21 protein-coding genes are annotated in these 22,042 nt (G+C 46.3%); 11 read left to right on the forward strand and 10 right to left on the reverse strand.

Annotated features, from left to right (window positions below):
• Positions 1-2: 2 nt before the first annotated feature.
• Complete coding sequence (locus tag D0S45_16890; GenBank protein TIH12826.1) at positions 3-1,553, reverse strand: hypothetical protein; 1,551 nt, start codon at positions 1,551-1,553, stop codon at positions 3-5.
• A gap of 118 nt (positions 1,554-1,671) precedes the next feature.
• Here D0S45_16890 and D0S45_16895 point away from each other — a divergent pair, with 118 nt between their 5' ends.
• Positions 1,672-2,337 carry an ArsR family transcriptional regulator gene (locus tag D0S45_16895; GenBank protein ID TIH12827.1) on the forward strand — a complete coding sequence of 222 codons (666 nt, stop codon included), beginning with the start codon at positions 1,672-1,674 and terminating at the stop codon, positions 2,335-2,337.
• 46 nt (positions 2,338-2,383) lie between these two features.
• Here the strand turns inward: D0S45_16895 and D0S45_16900 are convergent, their stop codons facing one another.
• Positions 2,384-3,736: a hypothetical protein gene (locus tag D0S45_16900; GenBank protein ID TIH12828.1), complete on the reverse strand. Its 1,353-nt coding sequence runs from the start codon at positions 3,734-3,736 to the stop codon at positions 2,384-2,386.
• Positions 3,737-4,076: 340 nt separating this feature from the next.
• Here D0S45_16900 and D0S45_16905 point away from each other — a divergent pair, with 340 nt between their 5' ends.
• The 10 genes from D0S45_16905 (at position 4,077) to D0S45_16950 (ending at position 14,733) form a co-directional block, all read left to right on the forward strand.
• Positions 4,077-5,072 carry an AraC family transcriptional regulator gene (locus D0S45_16905; protein ID TIH12829.1) on the forward strand — a complete coding sequence of 332 codons (996 nt, stop codon included), beginning with the start codon at positions 4,077-4,079 and terminating at the stop codon, positions 5,070-5,072.
• A 109-nt stretch (positions 5,073-5,181) separates the two neighbouring features.
• Positions 5,182-7,260: a TonB-dependent receptor gene (locus D0S45_16910; GenBank protein ID TIH12830.1), complete on the forward strand. Its 2,079-nt coding sequence runs from the start codon at positions 5,182-5,184 to the stop codon at positions 7,258-7,260.
• Positions 7,261-7,262: 2 nt separating this feature from the next.
• A complete protein-coding gene (locus D0S45_16915; GenBank protein ID TIH12831.1) occupies positions 7,263-8,300 on the forward strand; it encodes a methyltransferase domain-containing protein in 1,038 nt (345 codons plus the stop codon).
• Between the two features lie 4 nt (positions 8,301-8,304).
• Positions 8,305-9,267: an ABC transporter substrate-binding protein gene (locus D0S45_16920; GenBank protein ID TIH12832.1), complete on the forward strand. Its 963-nt coding sequence runs from the start codon at positions 8,305-8,307 to the stop codon at positions 9,265-9,267.
• Positions 9,264-10,040 (forward strand): ABC transporter permease subunit, encoded by a 777-nt coding sequence (locus D0S45_16925; GenBank protein TIH12833.1) that lies wholly within the window; start codon positions 9,264-9,266, stop codon positions 10,038-10,040. The genes D0S45_16920 and D0S45_16925 overlap by 4 nt, the downstream gene beginning before the upstream one ends.
• Complete coding sequence (locus tag D0S45_16930) at positions 10,028-10,645, forward strand: ABC transporter ATP-binding protein (GenBank protein TIH12834.1); 618 nt, start codon at positions 10,028-10,030, stop codon at positions 10,643-10,645. The genes D0S45_16925 and D0S45_16930 overlap by 13 nt, the downstream gene beginning before the upstream one ends.
• Before the next feature lie 25 nt (positions 10,646-10,670).
• Positions 10,671-11,306, forward strand: a complete 636-nt coding sequence (locus tag D0S45_16935; GenBank protein ID TIH12835.1) for a hypothetical protein — start codon at positions 10,671-10,673, stop codon at positions 11,304-11,306.
• A gap of 18 nt (positions 11,307-11,324) precedes the next feature.
• On the forward strand, positions 11,325-12,308 hold the full coding sequence (locus D0S45_16940) for a sulfide/dihydroorotate dehydrogenase-like FAD/NAD-binding protein (GenBank protein TIH12836.1): 984 nt from the start codon (positions 11,325-11,327) through the stop codon (positions 12,306-12,308).
• A gap of 25 nt (positions 12,309-12,333) precedes the next feature.
• Positions 12,334-13,623 carry an FAD-dependent oxidoreductase gene (locus D0S45_16945; GenBank protein ID TIH12837.1) on the forward strand — a complete coding sequence of 430 codons (1,290 nt, stop codon included), beginning with the start codon at positions 12,334-12,336 and terminating at the stop codon, positions 13,621-13,623.
• Between the two features lie 15 nt (positions 13,624-13,638).
• The gene (locus D0S45_16950; protein TIH12838.1) at positions 13,639-14,733 is read left to right on the forward strand and encodes a hypothetical protein; all 1,095 of its coding nucleotides are present in this window, start codon (positions 13,639-13,641) and stop codon (positions 14,731-14,733) included.
• 977 nt (positions 14,734-15,710) lie between these two features.
• Here the strand turns inward: D0S45_16950 and D0S45_16955 are convergent.
• From D0S45_16955 to D0S45_16990, 8 genes are all read right to left on the reverse strand, one after another.
• Complete coding sequence (locus D0S45_16955) at positions 15,711-16,172, reverse strand: hypothetical protein (protein ID TIH12839.1); 462 nt, start codon at positions 16,170-16,172, stop codon at positions 15,711-15,713.
• 21 nt (positions 16,173-16,193) lie between these two features.
• Positions 16,194-16,397, reverse strand: a complete 204-nt coding sequence (locus tag D0S45_16960; protein ID TIH12840.1) for a hypothetical protein — start codon at positions 16,395-16,397, stop codon at positions 16,194-16,196.
• Positions 16,398-16,408: 11 nt separating this feature from the next.
• Positions 16,409-17,431: an FAD:protein FMN transferase gene (locus tag D0S45_16965; GenBank protein ID TIH12841.1), complete on the reverse strand. Its 1,023-nt coding sequence runs from the start codon at positions 17,429-17,431 to the stop codon at positions 16,409-16,411.
• A 113-nt stretch (positions 17,432-17,544) separates the two neighbouring features.
• Positions 17,545-18,771 carry an NADH:ubiquinone reductase (Na(+)-transporting) subunit F gene (locus D0S45_16970; GenBank protein TIH12842.1) on the reverse strand — a complete coding sequence of 409 codons (1,227 nt, stop codon included), beginning with the start codon at positions 18,769-18,771 and terminating at the stop codon, positions 17,545-17,547.
• Between the two features lie 60 nt (positions 18,772-18,831).
• Complete coding sequence (gene nqrE / locus D0S45_16975; protein TIH12843.1) at positions 18,832-19,440, reverse strand: NADH:ubiquinone reductase (Na(+)-transporting) subunit E; 609 nt, start codon at positions 19,438-19,440, stop codon at positions 18,832-18,834.
• Positions 19,441-19,459: 19 nt separating this feature from the next.
• A complete protein-coding gene (locus D0S45_16980) occupies positions 19,460-20,077 on the reverse strand; it encodes an NADH:ubiquinone reductase (Na(+)-transporting) subunit D (GenBank protein TIH12844.1) in 618 nt (205 codons plus the stop codon).
• Positions 20,070-20,849, reverse strand: coding sequence for a Na(+)-translocating NADH-quinone reductase subunit C (locus D0S45_16985; protein ID TIH12845.1), 780 nt, complete (start codon positions 20,847-20,849; stop codon positions 20,070-20,072). The genes D0S45_16980 and D0S45_16985 overlap by 8 nt, the downstream gene beginning before the upstream one ends.
• Positions 20,842-22,041 carry an NADH:ubiquinone reductase (Na(+)-transporting) subunit B gene (locus tag D0S45_16990; protein ID TIH12846.1) on the reverse strand — a complete coding sequence of 400 codons (1,200 nt, stop codon included), beginning with the start codon at positions 22,039-22,041 and terminating at the stop codon, positions 20,842-20,844. The genes D0S45_16985 and D0S45_16990 overlap by 8 nt, the downstream gene beginning before the upstream one ends.
• Between the last annotated feature and the right edge of the window lies 1 nt (position 22,042).

Here is a 22,042-nt window from a genome sequence, read left to right on the forward strand (position 1 = left end):
CACTACTCTATGAAAATGAGCTTGTTAAGCGGCAGCGGAACACCATGCCCAATACCGCCTTTGGTAAACCAGACCTTTGTCCGCCCGTTAGCTGCTGCAAACCAAATGGGTGTATAGAGCTGATAAGCGGGAAGCTCGCGAGCATAAATTTTCTGCGCATCTTTAACCATGGGCAAACGTTCATCATCGGAAACGGCCTCAGCCTGAGCTTCAAGAAGCCTAACCAACTCGGAATCAGCGGTAAAACGATCACTGTACGGATTGTTACCGATAACAACATTGGCGTAATTCTGGGGATCTCCTAAAGCCGAGCGCGATGCCAGAGCCATATCAAAATCCATACTCTTGAGCCTGCTTTTAAAAACATTGGGAGCGGCAGAAGTCACATCCACAACAATCCCCAACCCGGCAAGCTGACTTGCGATGACCTTAGCCGCACCCATATGTTTTTTCTCGGTCAACAACCGAAGATGAACAGCCTTGCCGTCTTGCGCTACTTTACCATCAGGACCCGCACCCCAGCCCATTTTGCTGAATTGCTCTAAAGCCTTGTCCTGTGAATAGGGATATCTTTGAACATCACTTTCTTTCCAATTGCTGGAATACGGCATACCGCCCGGCTCATTGGGCAAGGCTGCTCCTTTAGCGGCAATAGCGGCAAGTTTCTTCGCGTCCAGCGCAAAAGCCACCCCTTTGCGGGCGTGGAGATCTTTAAAAAGTGGTTTCTTATGATTAAAAAGAAGTCTGACCGGATGACCTGAATCGGTCTCGAGTATCTGGAGTCCAATTCCATTCAACGACGCGACTTGAGACTTCGGAACCTTGCGCATCATGTCGATCTTCCCTTGCATGAGTGCCTTCACAGCCGCTCCGGGAGACATCTTCAGAAAAAGAATTGAGGAAAACAGAGGTTTTCCGGCATAATAATCAGGATTGGCCGTAAACACATACCGTTTGTGAGTCTTGCTATATTCCTGAAGTTTATACGGCCCTGAACCTATGGCTGCTTTTAGGGAGGAAAATTTCGTTTCATCAAGGTTCTTATATATGTGCTCAGGAAGAACGGGCATGCTTCCGGCCACAAAAGCAATAAAAGGAGCAAACGGATGTTTGAGCTTAATCATGACTGTGCGTTCGTCTACAGCTTTTGCTGACTCAATGACGTCAAGCTTTGCAAAGGGATACGATCTGGCATTCAGATAATTTATGGAAAAGACCACATCATTTGCCGTGACCGGACGGCCATCGTGCCATTTGGCTTTGTTATTCAACGAAAATCGCCAGTTTGTTCCATCGCCACTTTCCTCCCATGCTTCAGCAAGAGCTGGAATAAATTCCCCTGATTGTTTTTTCCAGACAAGGGTATCAAAAATAAGACTGGTCAGAGCATACCCAGGTCCTTTTTTGATGTGTGCCAAAGGAGCTGGGAAACCCCAATCGCCGCGAGGTCCGGCAATGACATATGGCTTTTGACTTGCCGAAAAGGCAGGTAGCGCTGAGACCTGAATCAAAACTAAAACCAAAGCTAATAAAGCTAGTATTATTCGTTTCATTTTTTCTCCTAATTTAATATTCAAAAGAATATTTGATTAATATTGAAAGCAATTTTCATTGTCAAGAGATTAGCCGTAACAGTTGCGACAGTCTGTTATGCCGTGTATGTAGCTTCACATGTCACGGCTTAATGAAAAAAAAAGACTTAACGATGTTTTTGCTTTGGTCGCTAAAGGCCTAGCCAATGCCAACCGTCTGGCACTCCTCGAGCTTCTGGCTCAAGGTGAGCGAGACGTGGAATCACTGGCAAAACACAGCAGCCTTTCCGTTTCCAATGCCTCACACCATCTTAAATTATTGCGCCAATGCGGTCTGATCAGCAGACGGCGTGAGGGACAATATGCATTCTACAGTCTGGCCGATGACAGCGTGGTAACAATGATCGACATCCTGCACCGCGTTGCTGTAGACAATCTGCCGGAACTGGACCGGATTCTGGCAGACCGCTTCCCCCCTGATGAACAGGTTGAAGAAATCACTCCCGATGATGCGGAGGACCTTTGCGCTCAAGAACAATGCTTGATCCTCGATATGAGACCGATCTCTGAGTACAGTGCAGGACATGTTCCCGGGGCCGTTCATATGGAAAAGGAAGCCCTCGAAGATTTTCCCTCAGCCGACAGCAATTCCCAATGCATTGTCTACTGCCGCGGACGCTACTGTCTCATTCCGCTCATGGCAGCGCGCGTCCTCGGTCCTAAAGGATATCAGGTAAAACGTCTGGCCGGTGGATTTCCCGCCTGGCGCGTTGCAGGCAAGCAGGTTGAGTCCATCAAGTCCTAAACGCTGCATCTCAATAAGACCTTCCCTGCTCTTTCTTTCCGCCAATTTAAAAGCCGATCAATTTCCACCAAAACAAATCAAGTGGAAATAGGATCACAATGGTCAGCAGAGCCATTCCCATGCAGGCAACCGCCAACTTGCGGTAAGCCATGCCGCTGTAGTGCATGGCCACAATAAGAGGTGGAGCCTGATAGGGCAGAAGGATAGTTGAAAAGGCTGGAACCAGCAGCATAAGCATTGACTTGAGCGGAATATCTGCCGCCCTGGATAACTCCCCTGCAAGTGGCACAAACATTGATGGAATGCCGGGCAAAGATGTCAGCAATCCGGTTCCGGTGGTGATGCCCAGCAGGGCTGGAACCCCATACTTCTGCAAAGGAATCTGAGCTATAATATTACTTGTAAGGTACTCCCCAAGACCGGAAACCCGCATAACCTCCCCAACACTGATGGCGCAGGCTATAAAGAGCAAAGTTTCAATCTTAATATCCGCCAGCAATTTTTGACCAAAATACTTAGGCTCAACCAGCAGCACCAAGGCAGCCCCCAACCCGATCCACCCCGGGGAAATGGAATGTAACGAATCAAGCATCCAGCAGCAAAGCGCCGCCCCCAAAACAAGCAGAGCTATTTTCTGTTCAGTTTTCCACGGCACCCGTTCCTCTTCGTACTGGGAAAAAACTATTTGTGCCGGAAACATCCAAGTCAAAAAACACCAGAGCAATAATCCCTTTACCAATCCCAGCACAGGGAAATGCAGTAACAGGTATTCCATGTACCCGATATGAATTCCGTATACTGATTCAGCCGCCCCGGAGAGGATTATATTCGGGAGGTTGGCAGGAAGAATTGCGAATGCAGGTAAATACGTGCCAAACACCCCTGCCAGCAAAATACCTGCGTAACCATTATCCTCTTTGCTGAATCTGTATCTTTCGGCGAGACCAGTCAGAATAGGAAGCAAAATCATTATTCGTCCCAGAGCTGAAGGGACCAGAAACGCAAAAAGAGTTGATGCTACAATGATCCGAGCCAAGACCGCAGCATAATTTGCTCCTCTTTTCGGGCTTAACAATGAAGCCAGATGATTGCTGAGTCCTGAACTTGCGATCGCTTTGCCAAGAACAAGCCCAGAAAAGACCAACCAGAATGCCGGGCTGGAAAAACCCACAAATACATGCTTTGCTGTAACGGCCCCGCTTCCAGCCAAGATCAGGAAAAACAAGACAGCTGCTACCCCTTCGGAGACCAAACGGAATCCCCAGCAACAGACAAGAAGAACAACTGCTGCTGCGGTTACCCTAAGTTCGTATCCCTGACCGTCAGTGATCAGAATTGATATGAAAACACACGTAACAGCAGCTACAGCCGGGATTAATTTCCTTAAAACAGACGGCATTTACAGCTCCCTTTAGACATCTAAGCAAACTATGTTCAAATATTCAAAAGAACGTTTGAATAACTAAAAACCAAAACTACTATTGTCAATAAATTTGGCAAATAACTTTAAGTTGGATTCAAAAAATAAAGCCCGTAATATGCTAACGCATTACGAGGCTATACTTTTTCACATAATTAATGACCGGAGATGAGCCGACGGCCTGCTGTTAGATATGTTTTTAAATATTTGACGGGTTGTTATTAACTCTCAATTCTCCCCCAAACAAATGACATTGACACTCATTCTCTACTGAACTATTTGAACAGAAATTCAACCAAACAAAAGTGGAGGCTCTTCCGTGGAATCAGCTATAACCACAACCGAAATCTCTCAGCAACACAAAGCACTTAAGATTTCAGCCGAAAGTGGAATTCTAGGTTCAAGATGTTTCCAGAACATTTTGCTCCGCCCCGGCTTGACTCTTACTATTGCTAAAACCACTCCCCAACTAAACCTTGTAGCCCGCTTTGACAGAAACGAAGCCCCTATACAATTTGGTTTTACATATTCTGGAAAAAATAGATGCTCTTTTTCAAGTGGGGCACTGCGCAACCAAGTAGACGAGATGCAGAGTGGATCAAACGGCATATTCTATCTGCCAAAATCCCGTGGGATAATTGAGCGGCCTAAAGACCAAACATCTTGTGTATTAGGCATAATTGTCTCTCAACAATTTCTCCGTAAATATTTTATGGACAATATGAACGAGCTGCCTCGAGATTTTCAGAAAACTCTTAATAATTGCAAAACCAAACCTATCCACTGGTTTGGGCCTCGTAATCCAGCCAAGCAGCATCTTTTAACTCAAATTATCCAGTGCCAATATGAAGGTGGATTGCGCAAACTTTTTCTGGAAAGCAAGGTCATGGATCTGCTGTCCATACAGCTTCATGATTATATCAAATCTGAAACAAACACCCACCCTGCATCGCAGCCCTTACGCCCGGACGATGTCGAACGAATTCGTGAAGCAAGCAATTTTCTTATCAGCGATTTGGAAAATCCGCCAAGCCTGCGTGAACTTGCAATTCATGTCGGTATTAATGAAAGAAAATTAAAAAACGGATTTAGGCAGGTCTATGACACCTCTGTTTTCGGCTATTTCAGAGAATTCAGAATGCAAAAGGCGTATGAACTTCTACAACAAGGAAATCAAAACGTTACTGAAGTCGCATATGTTATAGGCTACCAGAATTTAAGTCATTTCAGCAATGCGTTTAGAAAAAGATTTGGGCTTCTGCCAAAACACTTTCAGACAAATCAGCGACTTTTACAGCCCTCCCTGAACAAATAGTCCTTGCAGCGTTAATTTTTGCCCTAGCACGATTAGTCACGCTTATTGCGCGAGTGTATTGACCATGAATATCAAATTCAATTAACTAAAATTCAAAGGGTCAAACACAATGAAACAAACTAAACTTGCTTTTTTAATATTCATAATCTTTTTATTCAGTTCTTCAATTGCCCTGGCTGAAGACAATTATCCTCAAGGCAATCAGACATCTGTCACTATGGAACCGGTAATGGTGTATGCGACTAAACGTGAAGGCACTGCAAAAGAATTTGCGGGCAATATTTCAGTACTGGACGATATCTTTATTGAAACACGCGGAATCGATAATCTTGAAGACCTGACCCGTTACGCCCCAAACATCTATATCAAAGATACCAGCTCCGGCGGATCAATTATCTGCCGCGGTATTTCCACTATTGATACATCTTTGTTCAGCCCTATGGGACTATATGTCGACGATGTGGCATATCCCCTTGGCTACATGAGTAACCAGAATTTATTTGACGTTGAGCGTGTCGAGGTTCTGCGTGGGCCGCAGGGGACACTGTACGGTAAGAATAGTGAATCAGGAGTTATCAATATAGTCATGAAGCAGCCGGACAATGAGCAGCGCAACAGGATGCAGCTGGAAGTCGGCAACTACTACACCGCGAGGCTGGGAATCAGTTCCAGCGGTCCTATCACTGAAGATAAACTCTACTACGGCCTTAGCATGCAGGGGCTGACAACTGATGGATACAACACCAATATCCTGACAAATGATGACGATGTATATGGTAAAGAGAACTTCAATGGACGCGGTACGATTCGTTGGACCCCGGATGATGCGTGGGACATTACCTTCAACTTAGACGGTGCGTTGCGTAATCTTGGTATCAGCGCTCTGCGCTACATTGACGGACCGAGTGCGACTGACCGCAACAAGGTTACGAGCAATGAAAACGACAAAGCAACAGAAGAAGAAATCGGCCAGTCAATAAAAGTTAAGCATACATGGTCGACAATGGAACTGACTTCCATCACCAGTCACCGTACTTTCGACCGTGTACATCATCATGATTCAGACAGGACCGCCAAGCCCATTTCCTATTCGGACCTCAACATGGATATGGAGAGTTGGAACCAAGAGTTCCGCCTTGCTTCAAAAGGAAAAAGCAACCTTACTTGGTTATTGGGCTTTAATGGAAACTACGAGAATATTAATGCCGGTATTGATTTTACCAATGTAAAGCCAGCTAGAAGCTCTAAACGCTCCGGCAATAGTAAATCGACATCTGGTGCTTTATTCGGGCAAGCTACTTATGAAATACTGGAAGGGCTGCGCCTTACCGGTGGAACACGCCTGGATATTTCCCATAACACAGGTAAACAAACCTATACTCCCAGTACTGGGGCCACTTCCTATAAAAAGTCTATTAATGACACAGAATTCCTCCCAATGGGTTCTCTCGCATATGACTTTAATCCCAATATCACAGCCTATACCACTGTTTCTACAGGCTTCTTAGCTGGAGGATTCAACTTTTATTCAGCCACAGATGCTGACAGCTTTGCCTATAACGCAGAACACACCCTCAACTACGAGGCTGGAATCAAAACCAACTGGTTTGATAACATACTGACCTTCAATCTCACTGCTTTTTATACTGATGTTACCGACAAACAAGTTAGAGAATCCGTAGCCGGCGGAGGCGTAGGAGCTTGGAAATTTAGCAATGCAGCTTCCGCGCACACCCAAGGGATAGAAGTGGAAAGTAGCTATAGCCCAATTCCCGAGCTGCAATTTATTGCCGGCTTTGGATACGCAGACTCTGAAATTGACAATTGGACGACTACAGCGGGCGGAACAACTATTGACTACAGTGGTAAAAAGCTGCCTTGGGCTCCTGAATACACATATAATCTGGGTGTCCAGTACAACCATGAAAGCGGAATTTTTGTAATTGCAGACCTATTAGGTACCGGAGAGCAGTATTTTGATGCAGCCAATGAACTTAAGGGGGATGCATATGAGACCGTAAACCTCCGTCTGGGATATACAATTGGCGACTTAGAATTATCCGTATGGTCTGAAAATATTTTCGATACGGCCTATTCGGTAAAAAAAGTCGCTACTGCGTCCGGTTCGACATTGGCTGAAGACGGTGCTCCCATGACCTACGGATTCACTCTAAACTGGAATTTCTAAAAATGACACAACAACTAAATACACTTATGCCCTCACAGGATTTGGATTTCCTTTTTGAATTAATGGTTGGCCCGACACGTATGGCTGTACTTGAAACTGCCATAAAGATGAAACTGCCGGACATTTTGGAAACAACACAAGATCCAAAAGGCATTGCTGAAATTCTAAAAATCAAAGCAAGTGAGTCCAATCTTATATACTTTCTCGACGCCATGACTGCCTTGGGTTTTGCTGACAAGGAAGATGGAACTTATACTAACACTCCTTTTTCAAAATCCTACCTGCTGACAACAAGTCCGACTTATCTCGGTGGCATGGTTAATAATATATCTCAGATGCAGCATCGCAATCTTTTCCGTATTCCCGAATTAATCCTACAAGGACCACCAAAAGTGGAAGATAGAAATCTATTGAACAGAGAAGAAAAGTGGAAAGAATCAGCACGACATTTAGCCAACTACCAAAAGGCAGGCATGGCAAAACGCATAGATTCTCTTATTTCTTCTTTACCGGAATACTCAAACATACAGCGCATGCTGGATCTGGGATGCGGCCCCGGTATCATGTGCATAGAAGTGGTTTCCAATCATCCGAGTATGGAAGGATTTTTATGCGATATGCCCCCTCTTATAGAAGTTGCACAGGAAGAAATTGCTTCCGCTGGGCTCGAATCTCGTATGAACACGATTGCCGGAGATTATAATGAGGTTGATTTCGGACAAGATTACGACCTGATATGGACCAGCCAGACTCTTTATTTTGTTAAGGATTTCAGTTCCATGTTCTCCCGCATACACGATGCTCTTAATCCCGGAGGACTGTTTATCAGCCTACATGAAGGGCTGACCTGTGAACGAACTCAGCCATCAGACATGGTTTTGTCCCGCCTTTCGCTGGCCTTAGAAGGACAGGATGTTTCCTTTGAGCAGGGAGAAATAGCCTCTTATCTTCATGAAGCCGGTTTTTCCACAATAGAAATCAGAATCATGACTTTGCCTTTTGGCCCGTCAGAACTGATAATTGCCCGCAAAAGTAGATAACATTATGAAAAAAATATTTTTAATCGCATTATTACTAGCCCTTGCATGCCCAGCGCAGTGCAAGGAACGCCCTACTATTGTTCTTTCAGGTCCCCCCATTGCTGAAAGTGTTCCCCTAATCGCTATGACTCAGGAAGCACAGGCTTGGAACCAGCATTTTAATGTGAAATTCATTCCCTGGCATTCACCGGACATGCTCCGGGCCATGATCGTTGGTGGGCAGATTGATGCAGCTATCATAACTACAGCTGCAGCTGCCACTTTGCTCAATAAAGGGATTAATGTACGCATCGCCCAGCTTTATGAATCCCCGGTCTGGATTGTATCAAACAGACCGGGTCCGGATACATTGGAGTCACTTAAGGGAACACTTCTTTTCCCATTTGGACCGGGAGAAATGCCGGAACTATTCTTTAAAGCGACATTGGGGGATAAGCCAAACGGAATATCCATCAGACATACAAGCGGAGCTTTGGAAGCGGTTAATCTTTTACTGGCGGGTAAGGGAGACCACGCAATGCTAAGTGAACCTACTGTATCTGTCGCCATACTGCGCTCTCAGGAAAAACACGCCAATGGCTCGCCTCTGCTGGTCAGAAGGATAAGCATGAGTAAAACTTGGATGAAAAGTTTTCCCGGCCATCGTCTTGCTGCAACAAGTATGACTTTCTTCGGAGAGAAGGCTGAGAGCTCGGATCTGATACAAACTTTCCGCAAGGCCCACATGCAAGCATATGAGTGGGTACAGAAAAACCCTTCCAAAGCATTAACTATTACACGACAAAAATTCCCTGCCCTAGCAGCACAACTTGATTCCGGAGCAATAAATAATCTCGAGATTCACATCTTAAACGGTAAAAAGGCGCAGGAGAATGCAATATTTTTCTTATCTAAAATCAAAGAGCTCTCCCCTGCCGCCATTGGTGGTCCCATACCGAACGGTGATTTGTTTGAGGTGGGACAATGATTGACTTCCGGTCATTGGAATTACCTCCCGCATTTTATAATATTCTCGGTTTTATGTTGCTCATTTTAGGGTGGGAAGCTTTAGCCAAAAATTATTCAGGATTGGTCGTGGCAGCACCGGTTGAAACAGTGGCCGCTTTATTTCGACTTCTTGGAGATAAAGCTTTTCTGCTGACACATCTGGTCCCGACCTTAAAGCGTATTGCTTTGTCTTTATGCATCGGGATCGGCAGCGGCGCGATGCTTGGCGTTTTAGCCGGATTAATAGAACCCTTGCGCCTTATGCTTGCGCCAATTCGTTGGATTCTCACAAGCATCCCCGGCATAATAGTTGTGGTTGTATTTATGCTCTGGTTCGGCATGGGTACTACTATGGTCGTAAGCATTACCGCTACCATGATTGCCCCCATTGTTTACGTAAACGTGGCTGAAAGCATGATGAACGTAGACAGCAATCTCATAGAAATGGCCAGAGTTTACCGCATGCCATTACACATGCGCTTAACAAGAATATACGCAATGGCTCTTGCAAGGCCACTGCTGTCTGCAGTGGTCATAGCCACCGGAAACTGCATTCGACTGGTTGTATTGGCGGAAATGCTTGGGACCAACAAGGGTCTTGGACATGCATTGGCTATATCCAGAACCAATCTTCAAACGGATACCCTCTATGCACTGACAATGCTGGCAATGATCATCATAGGCGGTGTGGAAGTTCTCATGCTGCGCCCCGCTCGCAAAGCCATAGAAAGGAAACAGACATGCCCATCATAAGGTTAAAAAATATTTATAAAAAATTCGGAAAAAATCCGGTTCTATCCGGATTTAATCTGGAGGTTAACCATGGTGAAATTTTAGCACTGCTTGGTCCCAGCGGTATCGGAAAATCTACAGCATTACGCATAATAGCAGGTTTGGAAAAACCGGATTCAGGAAGCATGGAAATAGGAACTTCTCACGTTGGATACGTATTTCAGGAAGCACGTCTGCTTCCTTGGGATACGGCCTTGAACAATGTTGCTCTGCCACTTCGTGCTTTAGGAATTAATAAACATGAAGCCATTGACCGATCTCGTTATTTTTTGAGTCGCATGGAGCTTTCCAAGTCCGAAGAAATGCTTCCCCATCAACTTTCAGGAGGCATGCGCCAACGAGTCTCAATTGCCAGAGCCCTTGCGGTCAGCCCCCAAATACTTCTACTGGACGAGCCATTCACAGGTTTAGACAAAAGACTGAAAGATAATATGAGGTCCCTTCTGGAATCTTCTTTAGAAACAAGCAATGCAGCAGTAATCCAAGTAACCCACGATCATTCTGAACTTCTGGATAAAACAACACGACGTTTATACATAGAACGCCAAGACGAAAACTATCATTAATTTAACAGAATAAAGGATAACGACTATGACACAAACTCAAATTTTCTGGAATGTTTTAAAGGATTTTCGTGATGACACCCTGATAGTTCAAATTGCCCTTATTATAGGTATGGGAATTGTAACTTGGATGGTCTTTACCCGACCGGGCAAAGCAACTGATACCTTTACCAAAATTTTCTTTGCACTGGCATTCTTATGGAACTCGGTAGCTTGCTTTTTTATCGCATGTGGCAAAAGCCCAATGGCTAATTTTTTAGCCGGCCCCCTTTACGCTGTCATTGGATTTTTATTCATTATTGACCTTCTCGTTACGAAAAACACTCATTTCGAAATATCACGATCTATGGGTGTAAAGTTAACAACGGCATTCTTCATACTAATGGCTTTCCTCTTTCCAGTACTTGGCTACTTCACTGGACACCCGATGATTGCCCTGCCCGGATATCCCTGCCCATTAGCAGGATTTACCTTAGCCCTGCTGGCTGCCTCCCATAAAACAGACAGAGATATCTATTTCCTGACACTTATCTGGGCTTTTGTGAATATCCCAAAATCATTCGGATATATGGACTGCTACGAAGAAATCACTCTAGTTCTTACCGGATTCTATGCACTGGGAATGCTCAAATACCGTGAAACACAACTGACAAAAAATAAATAACATTCAAGGAGAACCAATATGTACAGGGCATCTACAGCAGATTTTCTTGCATTATCAACTCCTAAGCATTCAAACCAACAGAAAACCCAACGCCTGAAATGCATCGATGCCGGGAGTGAATTTTGCCCCTGCCACCTTGCAGAATCAGGAGAGTGTATTGTCTGCTCTATAATTCGAGGTGAAGCCAAGTGCGATTGTGACTGGACAGGAACATGCATCCTTGCCCAAAGCGAATGGCTTATCGGTCAAAGCAATCAGCGGGAAAGTCAATCTGCAAAAATCATATCCAGAAAAGATGTCGGCCAGGGCACTGAAATTTTACACATTAAAACCACTGCAAAACTTGCCGCACAACTGACCAGACCTGGAAGCTTTGTCTTTGTCCGTGGCAAACAGGAAAGCTACTACAACACACCTTTGGCAGTCATAAAATCCTTCCCCGGAAGAAATGAAATTGCATTGGCCTATACCAAACTAGGTCCTAAAACCAAAACCTTAGCAGCCTGCGAAGATGAACTATGGCTTCGAGGTCCATACTGGAACGGCATACTAGGACATAAGTACATTGAAAATGTATATAATGAGCGGGTGGTGCTAATACTTTCAGGTATGGCACAAGTGTGCGGACCGAACATAGCACGGACCCTACTACGCAATGGCAATAAAATAACATTGATATATGGCGCGAAAGATTACCCTTTCATAGTTCCTTACATTCAGGAGATTCCCTCTGCTACTTTTGTAAATCTGAAATCACAGAACGGTAAGCAGGAAATGTCAAATATATTGAGGAGAATAAGGCCATATTCTGTCTTCAGCGGAGGCTGCGAAGAGCAACATACCTTTTTAAAACAAGCAATGTCAGAACTTCGCTTAAAACCTCGCATGGCGACATCCAGTACTCATAAAATGTGCTGCGGAGAAGGAATATGCGGTGCGTGCATTACAAACCGAAACGGGACTTTAATACGGGCCTGCAAGACCTGTCTTACCCATGACTAATCTACTAAAACATAAAGGGTAAACCATGAGCACCATAATCGTAATCGGCGGTGGTTGGTCCGGTTGTGCAGCCGCACTGGCAGCACGAAAAAACAACTCGCAGGTAATTCTTCTTGAACGCACAGACTTATTGCTGGGATGCGGTCTGGCTGGCGGTATCATGCGAAATAACGGCAGATACACAGCAGCAGAAGAACTCCGTCAGCTTGGGGCCGGAGAACTGATTGAAGCCACTGACAAAGCTGCCACGCATGTAGATATAAATTTCCCTGGGCATGAACACGCAACCTTGTATTCGACTTCGAAAGTTGAATCTTCCGTACGTCGATTGTTAACTGAAAAGGGTGTTGATCTCCGTTTCATCTCCCGAGTCGCGGACATTCAGTGCTCAGACGGATATGTACAAGCAGTAAAGTTAGCCGACAATAAACTTGTGAAAGGAGACGTCTTTATAGATTGCACAGGATCAGCGGGATCGATGGGCAATTGCCATCGCTACGGTACTGGATGCGCTATGTGCATGCTTCGTTGTCCTTCATTTGGTCCAAGAATCAGTCTCACGGACCGTATGGGGATTAAAGATATCGTGGGCATACGACAAGACGGAGCAATAGGTTCCTTAAGTGGCTCGTGCGAAATTCGTAAGGAATCTCTCTCCGAAGATATTCAGCTGGAGCTAAAACAGAGCGGAGTATCTGTAACACCGTTACCGGAACAGTTGATTCATGAAAGTATGCTCAACAAAAAGTCATGCCGTCAGTATGCCCTTCCAGATTTTGCAAGAAACATTGTCTTACTTGATACAGGTGGTCATGCCAAAATGATGACTCCATATTTTCCAGTCGACAAACTGCGTATGGTCCCTGGCTTTACAAACGCTCTATATAGCCATGGCAGTAGCATGGCCAACTCTGTGAGATTCTTGAGCCGAGCCCCCAGAAACGATCTTATGAAAGTTACCGGGACAAAAAATCTATTCTGCGGAGGTGAAAAGTCAGGTTTTTTTGTCGGGCACACTGAAGCCATGGCGACAGGGACATTAGCCGGCTACAATGCTGCTGCCCTTATAAATGATGATGAACAAATGTACTTCCCAAGAGAACTGGCCTGCGGTGATATTATAGCCACCGAATCAGAAGGTTTAAATAAAGAGAACGGATTAAAACAACGGTATACCTTTTCCGGAGGTATTTACTTTGAAGAAATGCAAAAACGAGAACTGTATCTAATGGACAAGTCAAAGATTAACACGAGGGTTAACGACCTCGGGTTAACCGGCATTTTCGACGCTTCTTCAAAAAATGAAGCAGCCTAACGAAAGGAGCAAATCATGGAAAACCAATCTCACACCTCGCGATGCTTTTTTGGTTGTAATTCAGCTGAAGGATTTCATTCTTTTTTTAATTTTTTACCAGATATGGACAATGCAAAAATGATTATTGTCAAAGGAGGGCCGGGAACCGGAAAATCAACCTTTATCAAGCAGATAGGGGACGCTTTCACCAAAGAAGGATACGATTTGGAATATCAACATTGCTCACTTGACCCAGAATCATACGACGCTGTTACCATCCCTGAAATTAAATCAATTGTTGTAGCAGCAACCGGGCATCACGTATATGACCCGCGCAACCCCGGAGCTGTTGATGAGATCCTAAATCTGGGAGACTACTGGAATGTAGAGGGAATTCGCAAACACCGCAAAGAAATTATTGAAATCAACTCAATGGCAGAAGGTCAATTTCACAAGGTTTACAACCAGCTTAAGGCGGCACGTCTCTTGTTAGTTAATGCAGAAATAATAAGCACTTCAGCGCTGAATCCTTCAAAAATGGAAGCCATGAAACAGGACATATGCTCCTTTTTACCAGCTGCGGATAAAATGGAACTATTTGGTTCGGAACGTAATTGCTTTGTGTCTTCCATTACTCCATTTGGCGAAGAGCATTTAGCCAACACGATCGTACACAACAATACACAAATAATAGGCCTTATAGGAGAACCGGGATCAGGACGAAGCACATTAATGAAGCAGATAGGAAAACAAGCGCAGTTAAAAAACCTTGTGGTTGAATATTATCATAAGCCTATAGACCCAACAGTTATTGAACACATTCATATTCCTGAGGCTGAAATAATGGTTACTGTTCAGCCCGAACTGATGCCTGCAAACAATCCTATGACAACATACAGCTTGGCTGATTGCGCGAACACATTAACTAAAACCGAAAAGAAAGAAATTAGTTCTGCCAAGCAACGATACGAAGAAATTCTTGGAGATGCGATTGAAAGTTTGCTGTATGCAAAGAACACCCATTCTGAGCTGGAACAATACTACGTGCCATACATGGATTTCGATAGTGTTGATCGCAAATGCAAAGATGTTGTGGACTCTTTAAGACAGCACTCAACTATTTTTAACTAACATTACCCAAGGGCTCACCCTTTAAGAGTGAGTCCTTGGGTATTAATATTAAAAATCCCGGACTTGGTGTGACCCCCGTCAAGTAGACAGGTATAAAAGTCCCCATAAAGGGTGAATTTAAGCGGCCAGTTTTTCTCGGAATTCCACCGGGGAAAACTGGCACGAACTATTCTTAAAATGTAATTCACCCCACTCACCTTTTACTCACCTTTTCAGGTGAGTTAAATAGATTTCAATGGGTAAGAATGGGTGTTAACCCCCTTAAATAACAGGAACCGGATTCGTTTGCGTATCCTCCGGAGCTGAAGGTCACAAGTTCGAATCCTGTATTGCCAGCCAATTATTTCAATAGGTTACAGTAAAAACAAGTGAGTAACTAACAAAATTTAATCACCGTTTTTACTATCCTAATTTTTCAAGCCTGTTCACCCGAACAGGCTTTTTTTGTGACTTCTAAAGGGTTCCTGCCTTTCCGCACTAACTGAAAACGACGCTGGATCATGCCCCCTTCGCTGAAGGTTTGCAGCTTAACATGACCGCAACCGTAGAACAGGAACTAATACCCTTGAAACATCCCAGTCCATAAACGTTTCTGTTGGAGCAACACCTGAGCCTGTTATGCACCGTGAATGCAGTAGCTTAAGCATACATGGAAATTTTTTTTGGGGAGGGAAGTACGATTCCCACACCTTATTGCTAAACCAAGAAAGCCTCACAATGCACTAACACACTGTGAGACTTTACTTTTTCATGGAGCCAACGATCGGAATTGAACCGACGGCCTGCTGGTTACGAATTATCTGGCGGAAACGCCTGTCATTCCTTGATTTGTGTGGTCTATCTCTATCCTGGCTAATTTCAATACACCCGATAACTACCTAGTTTTGTACGCATATTTGCGAACAAAGACGTTTATTGCCCAAAAAGAATGGCTAGACTAGTCATTGTATATTAATTTCCAAAACACCGAACAAACGCTATAAAGTTTCAATCTTCAAAGCGCTCTTAGCCAGCTTGATCTTTTCCCGTTTTTCCATATCCACAAATCCCTGAAAGACCGCGCTGACATCGTCGGGGATGTCATTCTGGAGCATGGCTTCATAGGTTTCCAGCAAACATTTATCCAGATCAACGGCAAGCTGCATGACCTGTTGAGCGGTCATCTCCGGGCCGAGATCGGCACTAAAGAAAGGACTTAAGTCACACTCCTTATTCACATACATAAACCATGTATTGAGGACCTGCTCTGAAATCCGGGACTCATACTCATCCATTATTCCCACCAAATTTTCATGGTGGCGGCTCATGTATTCGAGCAGAATTTTAACCCGTTCCTTATCTACCTGATAGGAAAGGTCTTTATAAAATGAAACCAGTCTGTTGTGAAAAGCACGAGTCTGTTCAATTACATCCTTGGCAGTCTGAACTGTGGTCATCATAATTGTTTCCCCCGGTCGCTTTTAAAGCGGCTTCAGTGAAGAATTGTTTTTATCAATGAGCTTCTTTTCAAAATCATATTTACCGCAACGGCAGCCTGAACCGTCCCCGGCCTGTACGGAACCCTGGCAGGAACCGCGAATGCAGTTGCGTTTAAAAATGACTCCGATAGCCAGAGCCAGAAAGACCAGCCCGAAAACAACAGCAGCCAAAATTATATTTTCCATGAGCTAAATCCTCACTTCATTGTTTTATGTTGAGGGAAATCTCCTGTGGCGATTTCTGCAAATCCGTCAATTGTTTTCACGATGAAAAAAGCTGACAATTTATGTTTTTCAGCCAGCTTCAGAACCTGATCCGGTCCCAGCACCATCAGTGCGGTAGCGAGGGCATCAGCCATGATGCAGGAATCCTCCACCACGCTGACTGAAACAAGGTTGTGGCTGATGGGTTTGCCGCTGACCGGATCGATAATGTGAGAATAACGCTTCCCTTCAGCCTCAAAATAATTGCGGTAATCACCGGAAGTAGCCATGGCCCTGCCGCTGAGTTCAATGACGGCCTGCACGGCCCGTCCTCCGGCAACGGGCTTTTCCACCCCGATCAGCCATGAAGCGTTACCCGGCTTAATCCCGGAAGTTCTGATCTCACCGCCTATTTCAACCATGAAATCAGAAACGCCGTTTTCTTTCAGCCATCCGGACACAGCATCCACACAATAGCCCTTGGCAATCGCTGCCAAGTCAATGGAAATACCCGGTTTGAGTTTCCTGAGAGCAGGAGGATCAATGCGCACTTCAATAAAATCCGCACCCATTTCTGCCTGCGCCTTTTTAATCTGTTCTATAGAAGGAATTTTCTCAGGCCGCTTATCCGGACCAAATCCCCAAAGCTTGACCAGCGGAGCCACTGTTATGTCAAAAGCTCCCCCGGTAAGCAGACTGACCTGTTTGGACTTTCCGACCACCATGGCGAGTTCCGTTGAAACCGGAAACCAGTCCGCTCCTTTATACGCATTAAAACGTGACAATTCGGAATCAGGCTTGAAGAGGGACATGACCGTATTCACATCAGCCACAACCTTCTCCACACCTTGATCCATTTTTTGCGCATCAAGATCGTCCGGCAGATTGTAAGCCATAATTGAATACGTCGTGCCAATAGCTTTGCCCTGCAATTTCACAGGCACAGTATCATTGCCGCACCCGACAAGAGCAAAAAGCAAGACTGCCATACTCAAGAAAGACCAAACTCTGTTCATCCATAATTCCTTTTATTAACCTGACAGCGAAGCCCTGATAAAAGTTTCAGGAGAATCCAGAGAACCCCTTTAGGAAAAGGTTCTCTGGTCCCTGATGGGCCGCAGTAGGTATATTAGCCGCCGAAGTCATCATACATGATGTTCTCTTTTTCCACACCCTGATCCATGAGCATTTTCTCCACAGCGGAAGCCATCATCGGCGGTCCGCACATGTAGAATTCGCAATCCTCTGGAGCGGGATGATCCTTGATGTAATTATCGTAAAGTACCTGATGAATGAAGCCGGTGTATCCGGTCCAATTGTCCTCAGGTAACGGATCGGAAAGGGCCACATGCCAGCTGAAGTTGGGGCAATCCTCGGCCAGCTTGTCGAACTCTTCCACGTAAAACATCTCACGCAGACTACGGGCACCGTACCAGTAGCTGACCTTGCGATCGGTAGCCAGACGGCGCAACTGATCGAAGATATGTGAACGCATGGGAGCCATACCGGCACCACCGCCGATAAAAAGCATCTCGGCATTGGTGTCGCGGGCGAAGAACTCGCCGTAAGGACCGGAAATTGTCACCTTGTCACCGGGTTTGAGGCCGTAGATAAAGGAAGACATCTGGCCCGGAGGAGCATCAGGGGCAAACGGGGGCGGCGGGCAGACTCGCACGTTAAGCATGATAATGCCCTCTTCCTCGGGATAGTTGGCCATGGAATAAGCCCTTACGATAGGCTCTTTGACCACTGAGGTGTAACGCCAGAGATCGAACTTGTCCCAGTCTTCGCGGAATTTCTCGCCCACTTCAAAATCCTTGTAGTGGACGGTGTGGGCCGGGGCTTCGATCTGGATATAGCCGCCAGCGCGAAAATCGACATTTTCACCTGCGGGCAATTCAAGGGTAAGCTCCTTGATAAAAGTTGCCCGGGGAATGTTGGATTTGACCGTGCATTCCCATTTCTTAATGTCGAAAATCTCAGCCGGAACTTCGATCTTCATATCCTGTTTAACATTGACCTGACAGGCCAAACGCATGCCCTCACGGGCTTCGCGTTTGTTAATGAAGGAAGTTTCAGTTGGCAGAATATCGCCACCGCCTTCATGGACATGGCATTTGCACTGCCCGCAGGAACCACCGCCACCGCAGGCCGAAGGAACATAGATTTCCTTTTCCGCCAGTGCGCCGAGAAGTTTTGTGCCGGGCCGGACCACTACGGTCTTTTCCGGGTCACCGTTAATTTCAATGTTCACCTCTCCGCTGGGGACCAGCTTGGCCCGGGCCAGAAGGATGAACACGCACAGCGCGAGGACCACGCCGGTAAACATCACCACACCGAGTATTATTTCAACCATGGTTCTTCCCCATAGTTTAGCTGTTCATAAATCAACAGACGTTTGAAACGTCCGTCATTCCTACATCTGGATGCCTGAGAAGGACAGAAATCCGAAGGACATGAGTCCGACCACTATAAAAGTGATCCCCAGTCCTTCCAGTTCTTCAGGAACATCGGAGTACTTCATCTTCTCGCGGATACCGGCCAAAAGCACGATGGCCAGAGCCCAGCCCACGCCGGAACCGAAACCAAAAGTCACGGATTCCACGAAGTTGTAATCACGTTCGACCATAAACAGGGAGGCCCCGAGAATAGCGCAGTTAACCGTGATTAGCGGCAGGAAAATGCCCAGCGCGTTGTATAGCGACGGAAAATACTTATCGAGGGTCATTTCCAGAATCTGGACGATAGCCGCGATAACACCGATGTAAGAGATAAGCCCCACAAAAGTCAGGTCGGTATCCCCGAACCCGGCCCAGGCAAGGCCTCCTTCACGCAGGAAGTAGTTGTAGAGCAGATTGTTTACCGGGACAGTGATGGTCATGACCACGATAACAGCCACGCCCAGCCCCATGGAAGTCTGAACCTTCTTGGACACCGCAAGGTAGGTGCACATGCCCAGAAAGAAAGCCAGAGCCAGGTTCTCTATGAAGATCGATTTAACGAATATATTAATTAAGTTTTCCACAGCTTGCTCTCCTTAAGGCTTAACGTTTTGCCTTTTGCTTTTCATAGGCATTCACACCCCAGATAAGCAGGCCGATGATGAAGAAGGCACTGGGAGGCAGAAGCATAAGGCCGTTCGGCTCATACCAGCCGCCTGCCGACTCCAACTTGAGGATGGTCAAGCCGAAAATCTTTCCGGAACCGAAAAGTTCACGCAGGAAAGCAACAACCACCAAGACAAGACCGTAGCCCAATCCATTACCGATACCGTCCGCCAAACTCATTCTGGGAGTATTCTGCATGGCAAAAGCCTCAGCCCGGCCCATGACGATGCAGTTGGTGATGATCAATCCGACAAACACCGAGAGCTGCTTGCTGACCCCATAAGCGAATGCTTTCAGGAACTGATCCACAATGATTACCAACGTAGCGATAATGGTCATCATGACGATGATGCGGATACTTGACGGAATATGCTGCCTGATGGAGCTGACCGAAACGTTGGAGGCTGCGCAGACAAAGATAACTGCCAGACTCATTACAAAAGCTGTTTCCAGCTTGGTAGTTACCGCAAGTGCGGAGCAGATACCGAGAATCTGAGCCGTAATCGGGTTGTCTTCCACAAGCGGCTTGAGCATTACTTCCCTGAACTTACCCATTTTGCTCACCTCCCTCTGCTGCGAGTCGCTTGAGGTAGGGGCCGAAGCCGCCCTTTCCAAGCCAGTAGCGCACCAGATTTTCAACGCCGTTGACAGTCAAAGTAGCACCGGCAATGCCGTCCACTTTATACTGGGCCATAGGATCAGTCGGGCTGACATTACCTTTAATCAGGTCAATGACCGGTTCGTGATTCTTATTGAAGACTTTCTTGTCCACCCAGAGAATCTTCCAGTTGGGATTATCCACTTCGCCGCCAAGTCCGGGGGTTTCCGCATGTTCGTAGAAACCGAAGTTCTTGACTGTGTTGAAGTCCGGGGCAAGAGCGATAAAACCGTACATGGTAGACCAGAGACCTTTGCCGTGCAGAGGCAGGACCACACGCTTCAGCTTATCGCCGTCCTTGAGCAGGTAGACACTGGCGTATTTGGCTCGCTGCCCGATTCCGGCCAGATCATCTCCGGAAGCAATCTTAATGCTTGAAGCCTGTTCTTTAGCTGCCTTACGCTGATCGTAAGCTGCGGCATCCATATCAACATACTCGCCGGTAGCCAGATCAACCACTTTAGGCACGATTTGTTTATAGAGTTCGTCCACGGACTCATCTTCGTTGTAGATGCCCGCGGCTTTGAGGATATTCTCCTTACGTTCCTTGACCTTGTTGTCTTGCTGAATCGACTTAAGTCCTACTGCTGCTGTTGAAACCAGCAGCGAGCAAACCAGACACAAGGAAAAGGCCACAGTGAATATTTTTTTAGTGGAATCGTTAGACACTGCGCACCATCCTTCGCTTGATGTTGGCCCGCATGACATAATTATCGATGAGCGGGGCAAACACGTTACCGAAAAGAATCGCCAGCATTACACCTTCGGGATAGGCCGGGTTGACCGTACGGATCAAAATAATCATGACCCCGATCAGCGCGCCGTAGTAGTACTGCCCCTTGGGAGTCATAGACGATGAAACCGGATCGGTGGACATGTAGACCATACCGAAAGCGAGTCCGCCCATGACCAGATGCCAGAGCGGGCTGACGGTCATCATGGGATTGGTGGCGCTGCCTACTCCGTTGAAGAGAATGGCGGTGGCAAATGCCCCTGCCAGCAGGGAGACCATGATCCGCCATGAAGCGATTCCGGTGATAATCAGCACCGCCCCGCCGATGAGGCAGGCCAGCGTGGATGTTTCACCAAGAGATCCCGGAATGGTGCCGATGAAGCAGTCCCACCAGGAGTATTTAGCAGTAACAGCATTGATGCCGCCCTCGGAAGCAAGAGCCAGCGGGGTGGCGCCGGAGAAGCCATCCACCGGGACCCAGACGTTGTTTCCTGAAATCTGAGCCGGATAGGCGAAGAAGAGGAAAGCGCGAGCCAGAAGGGCCGGGTTAAGAATGTTCTTACCGGTTCCGCCGAAGATTTCCTTACCGATAACTACGCCGAAACTGGTAGCAAGGGCCACCTGCCAGAGCGGGATATGCGGAGGAACGATGAGCGGAATCAGCGATCCGGTAACCAAAAAACCTTCGTTGATCTCATGCTTGCGGATGACCGCAAAGAGTGTTTCCCAGAATCCTCCGGCAATGTTGCAGACGATGTAAATGGGAAAGAAGTAAAGCGCGCCAAGCAGAATGTTGGCCCCGAAGCATTCGGGGTCAGCACTCAGCCCCAGCCCGCTCATGACCGACCAACGCCAGCCTGTTCCGGCCTCAAGGCCCATGGAAGCCAGAGCTGCGTTGGCCTGATAACCGGTGTTCCACATAGCCATGTAAAAGCAGGGGATCAGGGCGAAGACCACGGTAATCATAACCCGTTTAAGATCAATGGCATCGCGCACGTGAGGAGAACCGGAACTGGTCTCGGTGGGCGAATACAAAAAGGTGTCGATCATCTCATAAACGGGATAATACTTGGTGTATTTCCCGTCTCCGGTGGTCGCACCGTGAAGTTTATTAAGCAGTTTTCTCATA

The sequence above is a fragment of the Marinifilum sp. JC120 genome, assembly GCA_004923195.1.
Taxonomy (GTDB): Bacteria; Desulfobacterota; Desulfovibrionia; order Desulfovibrionales; family Desulfovibrionaceae; genus Maridesulfovibrio.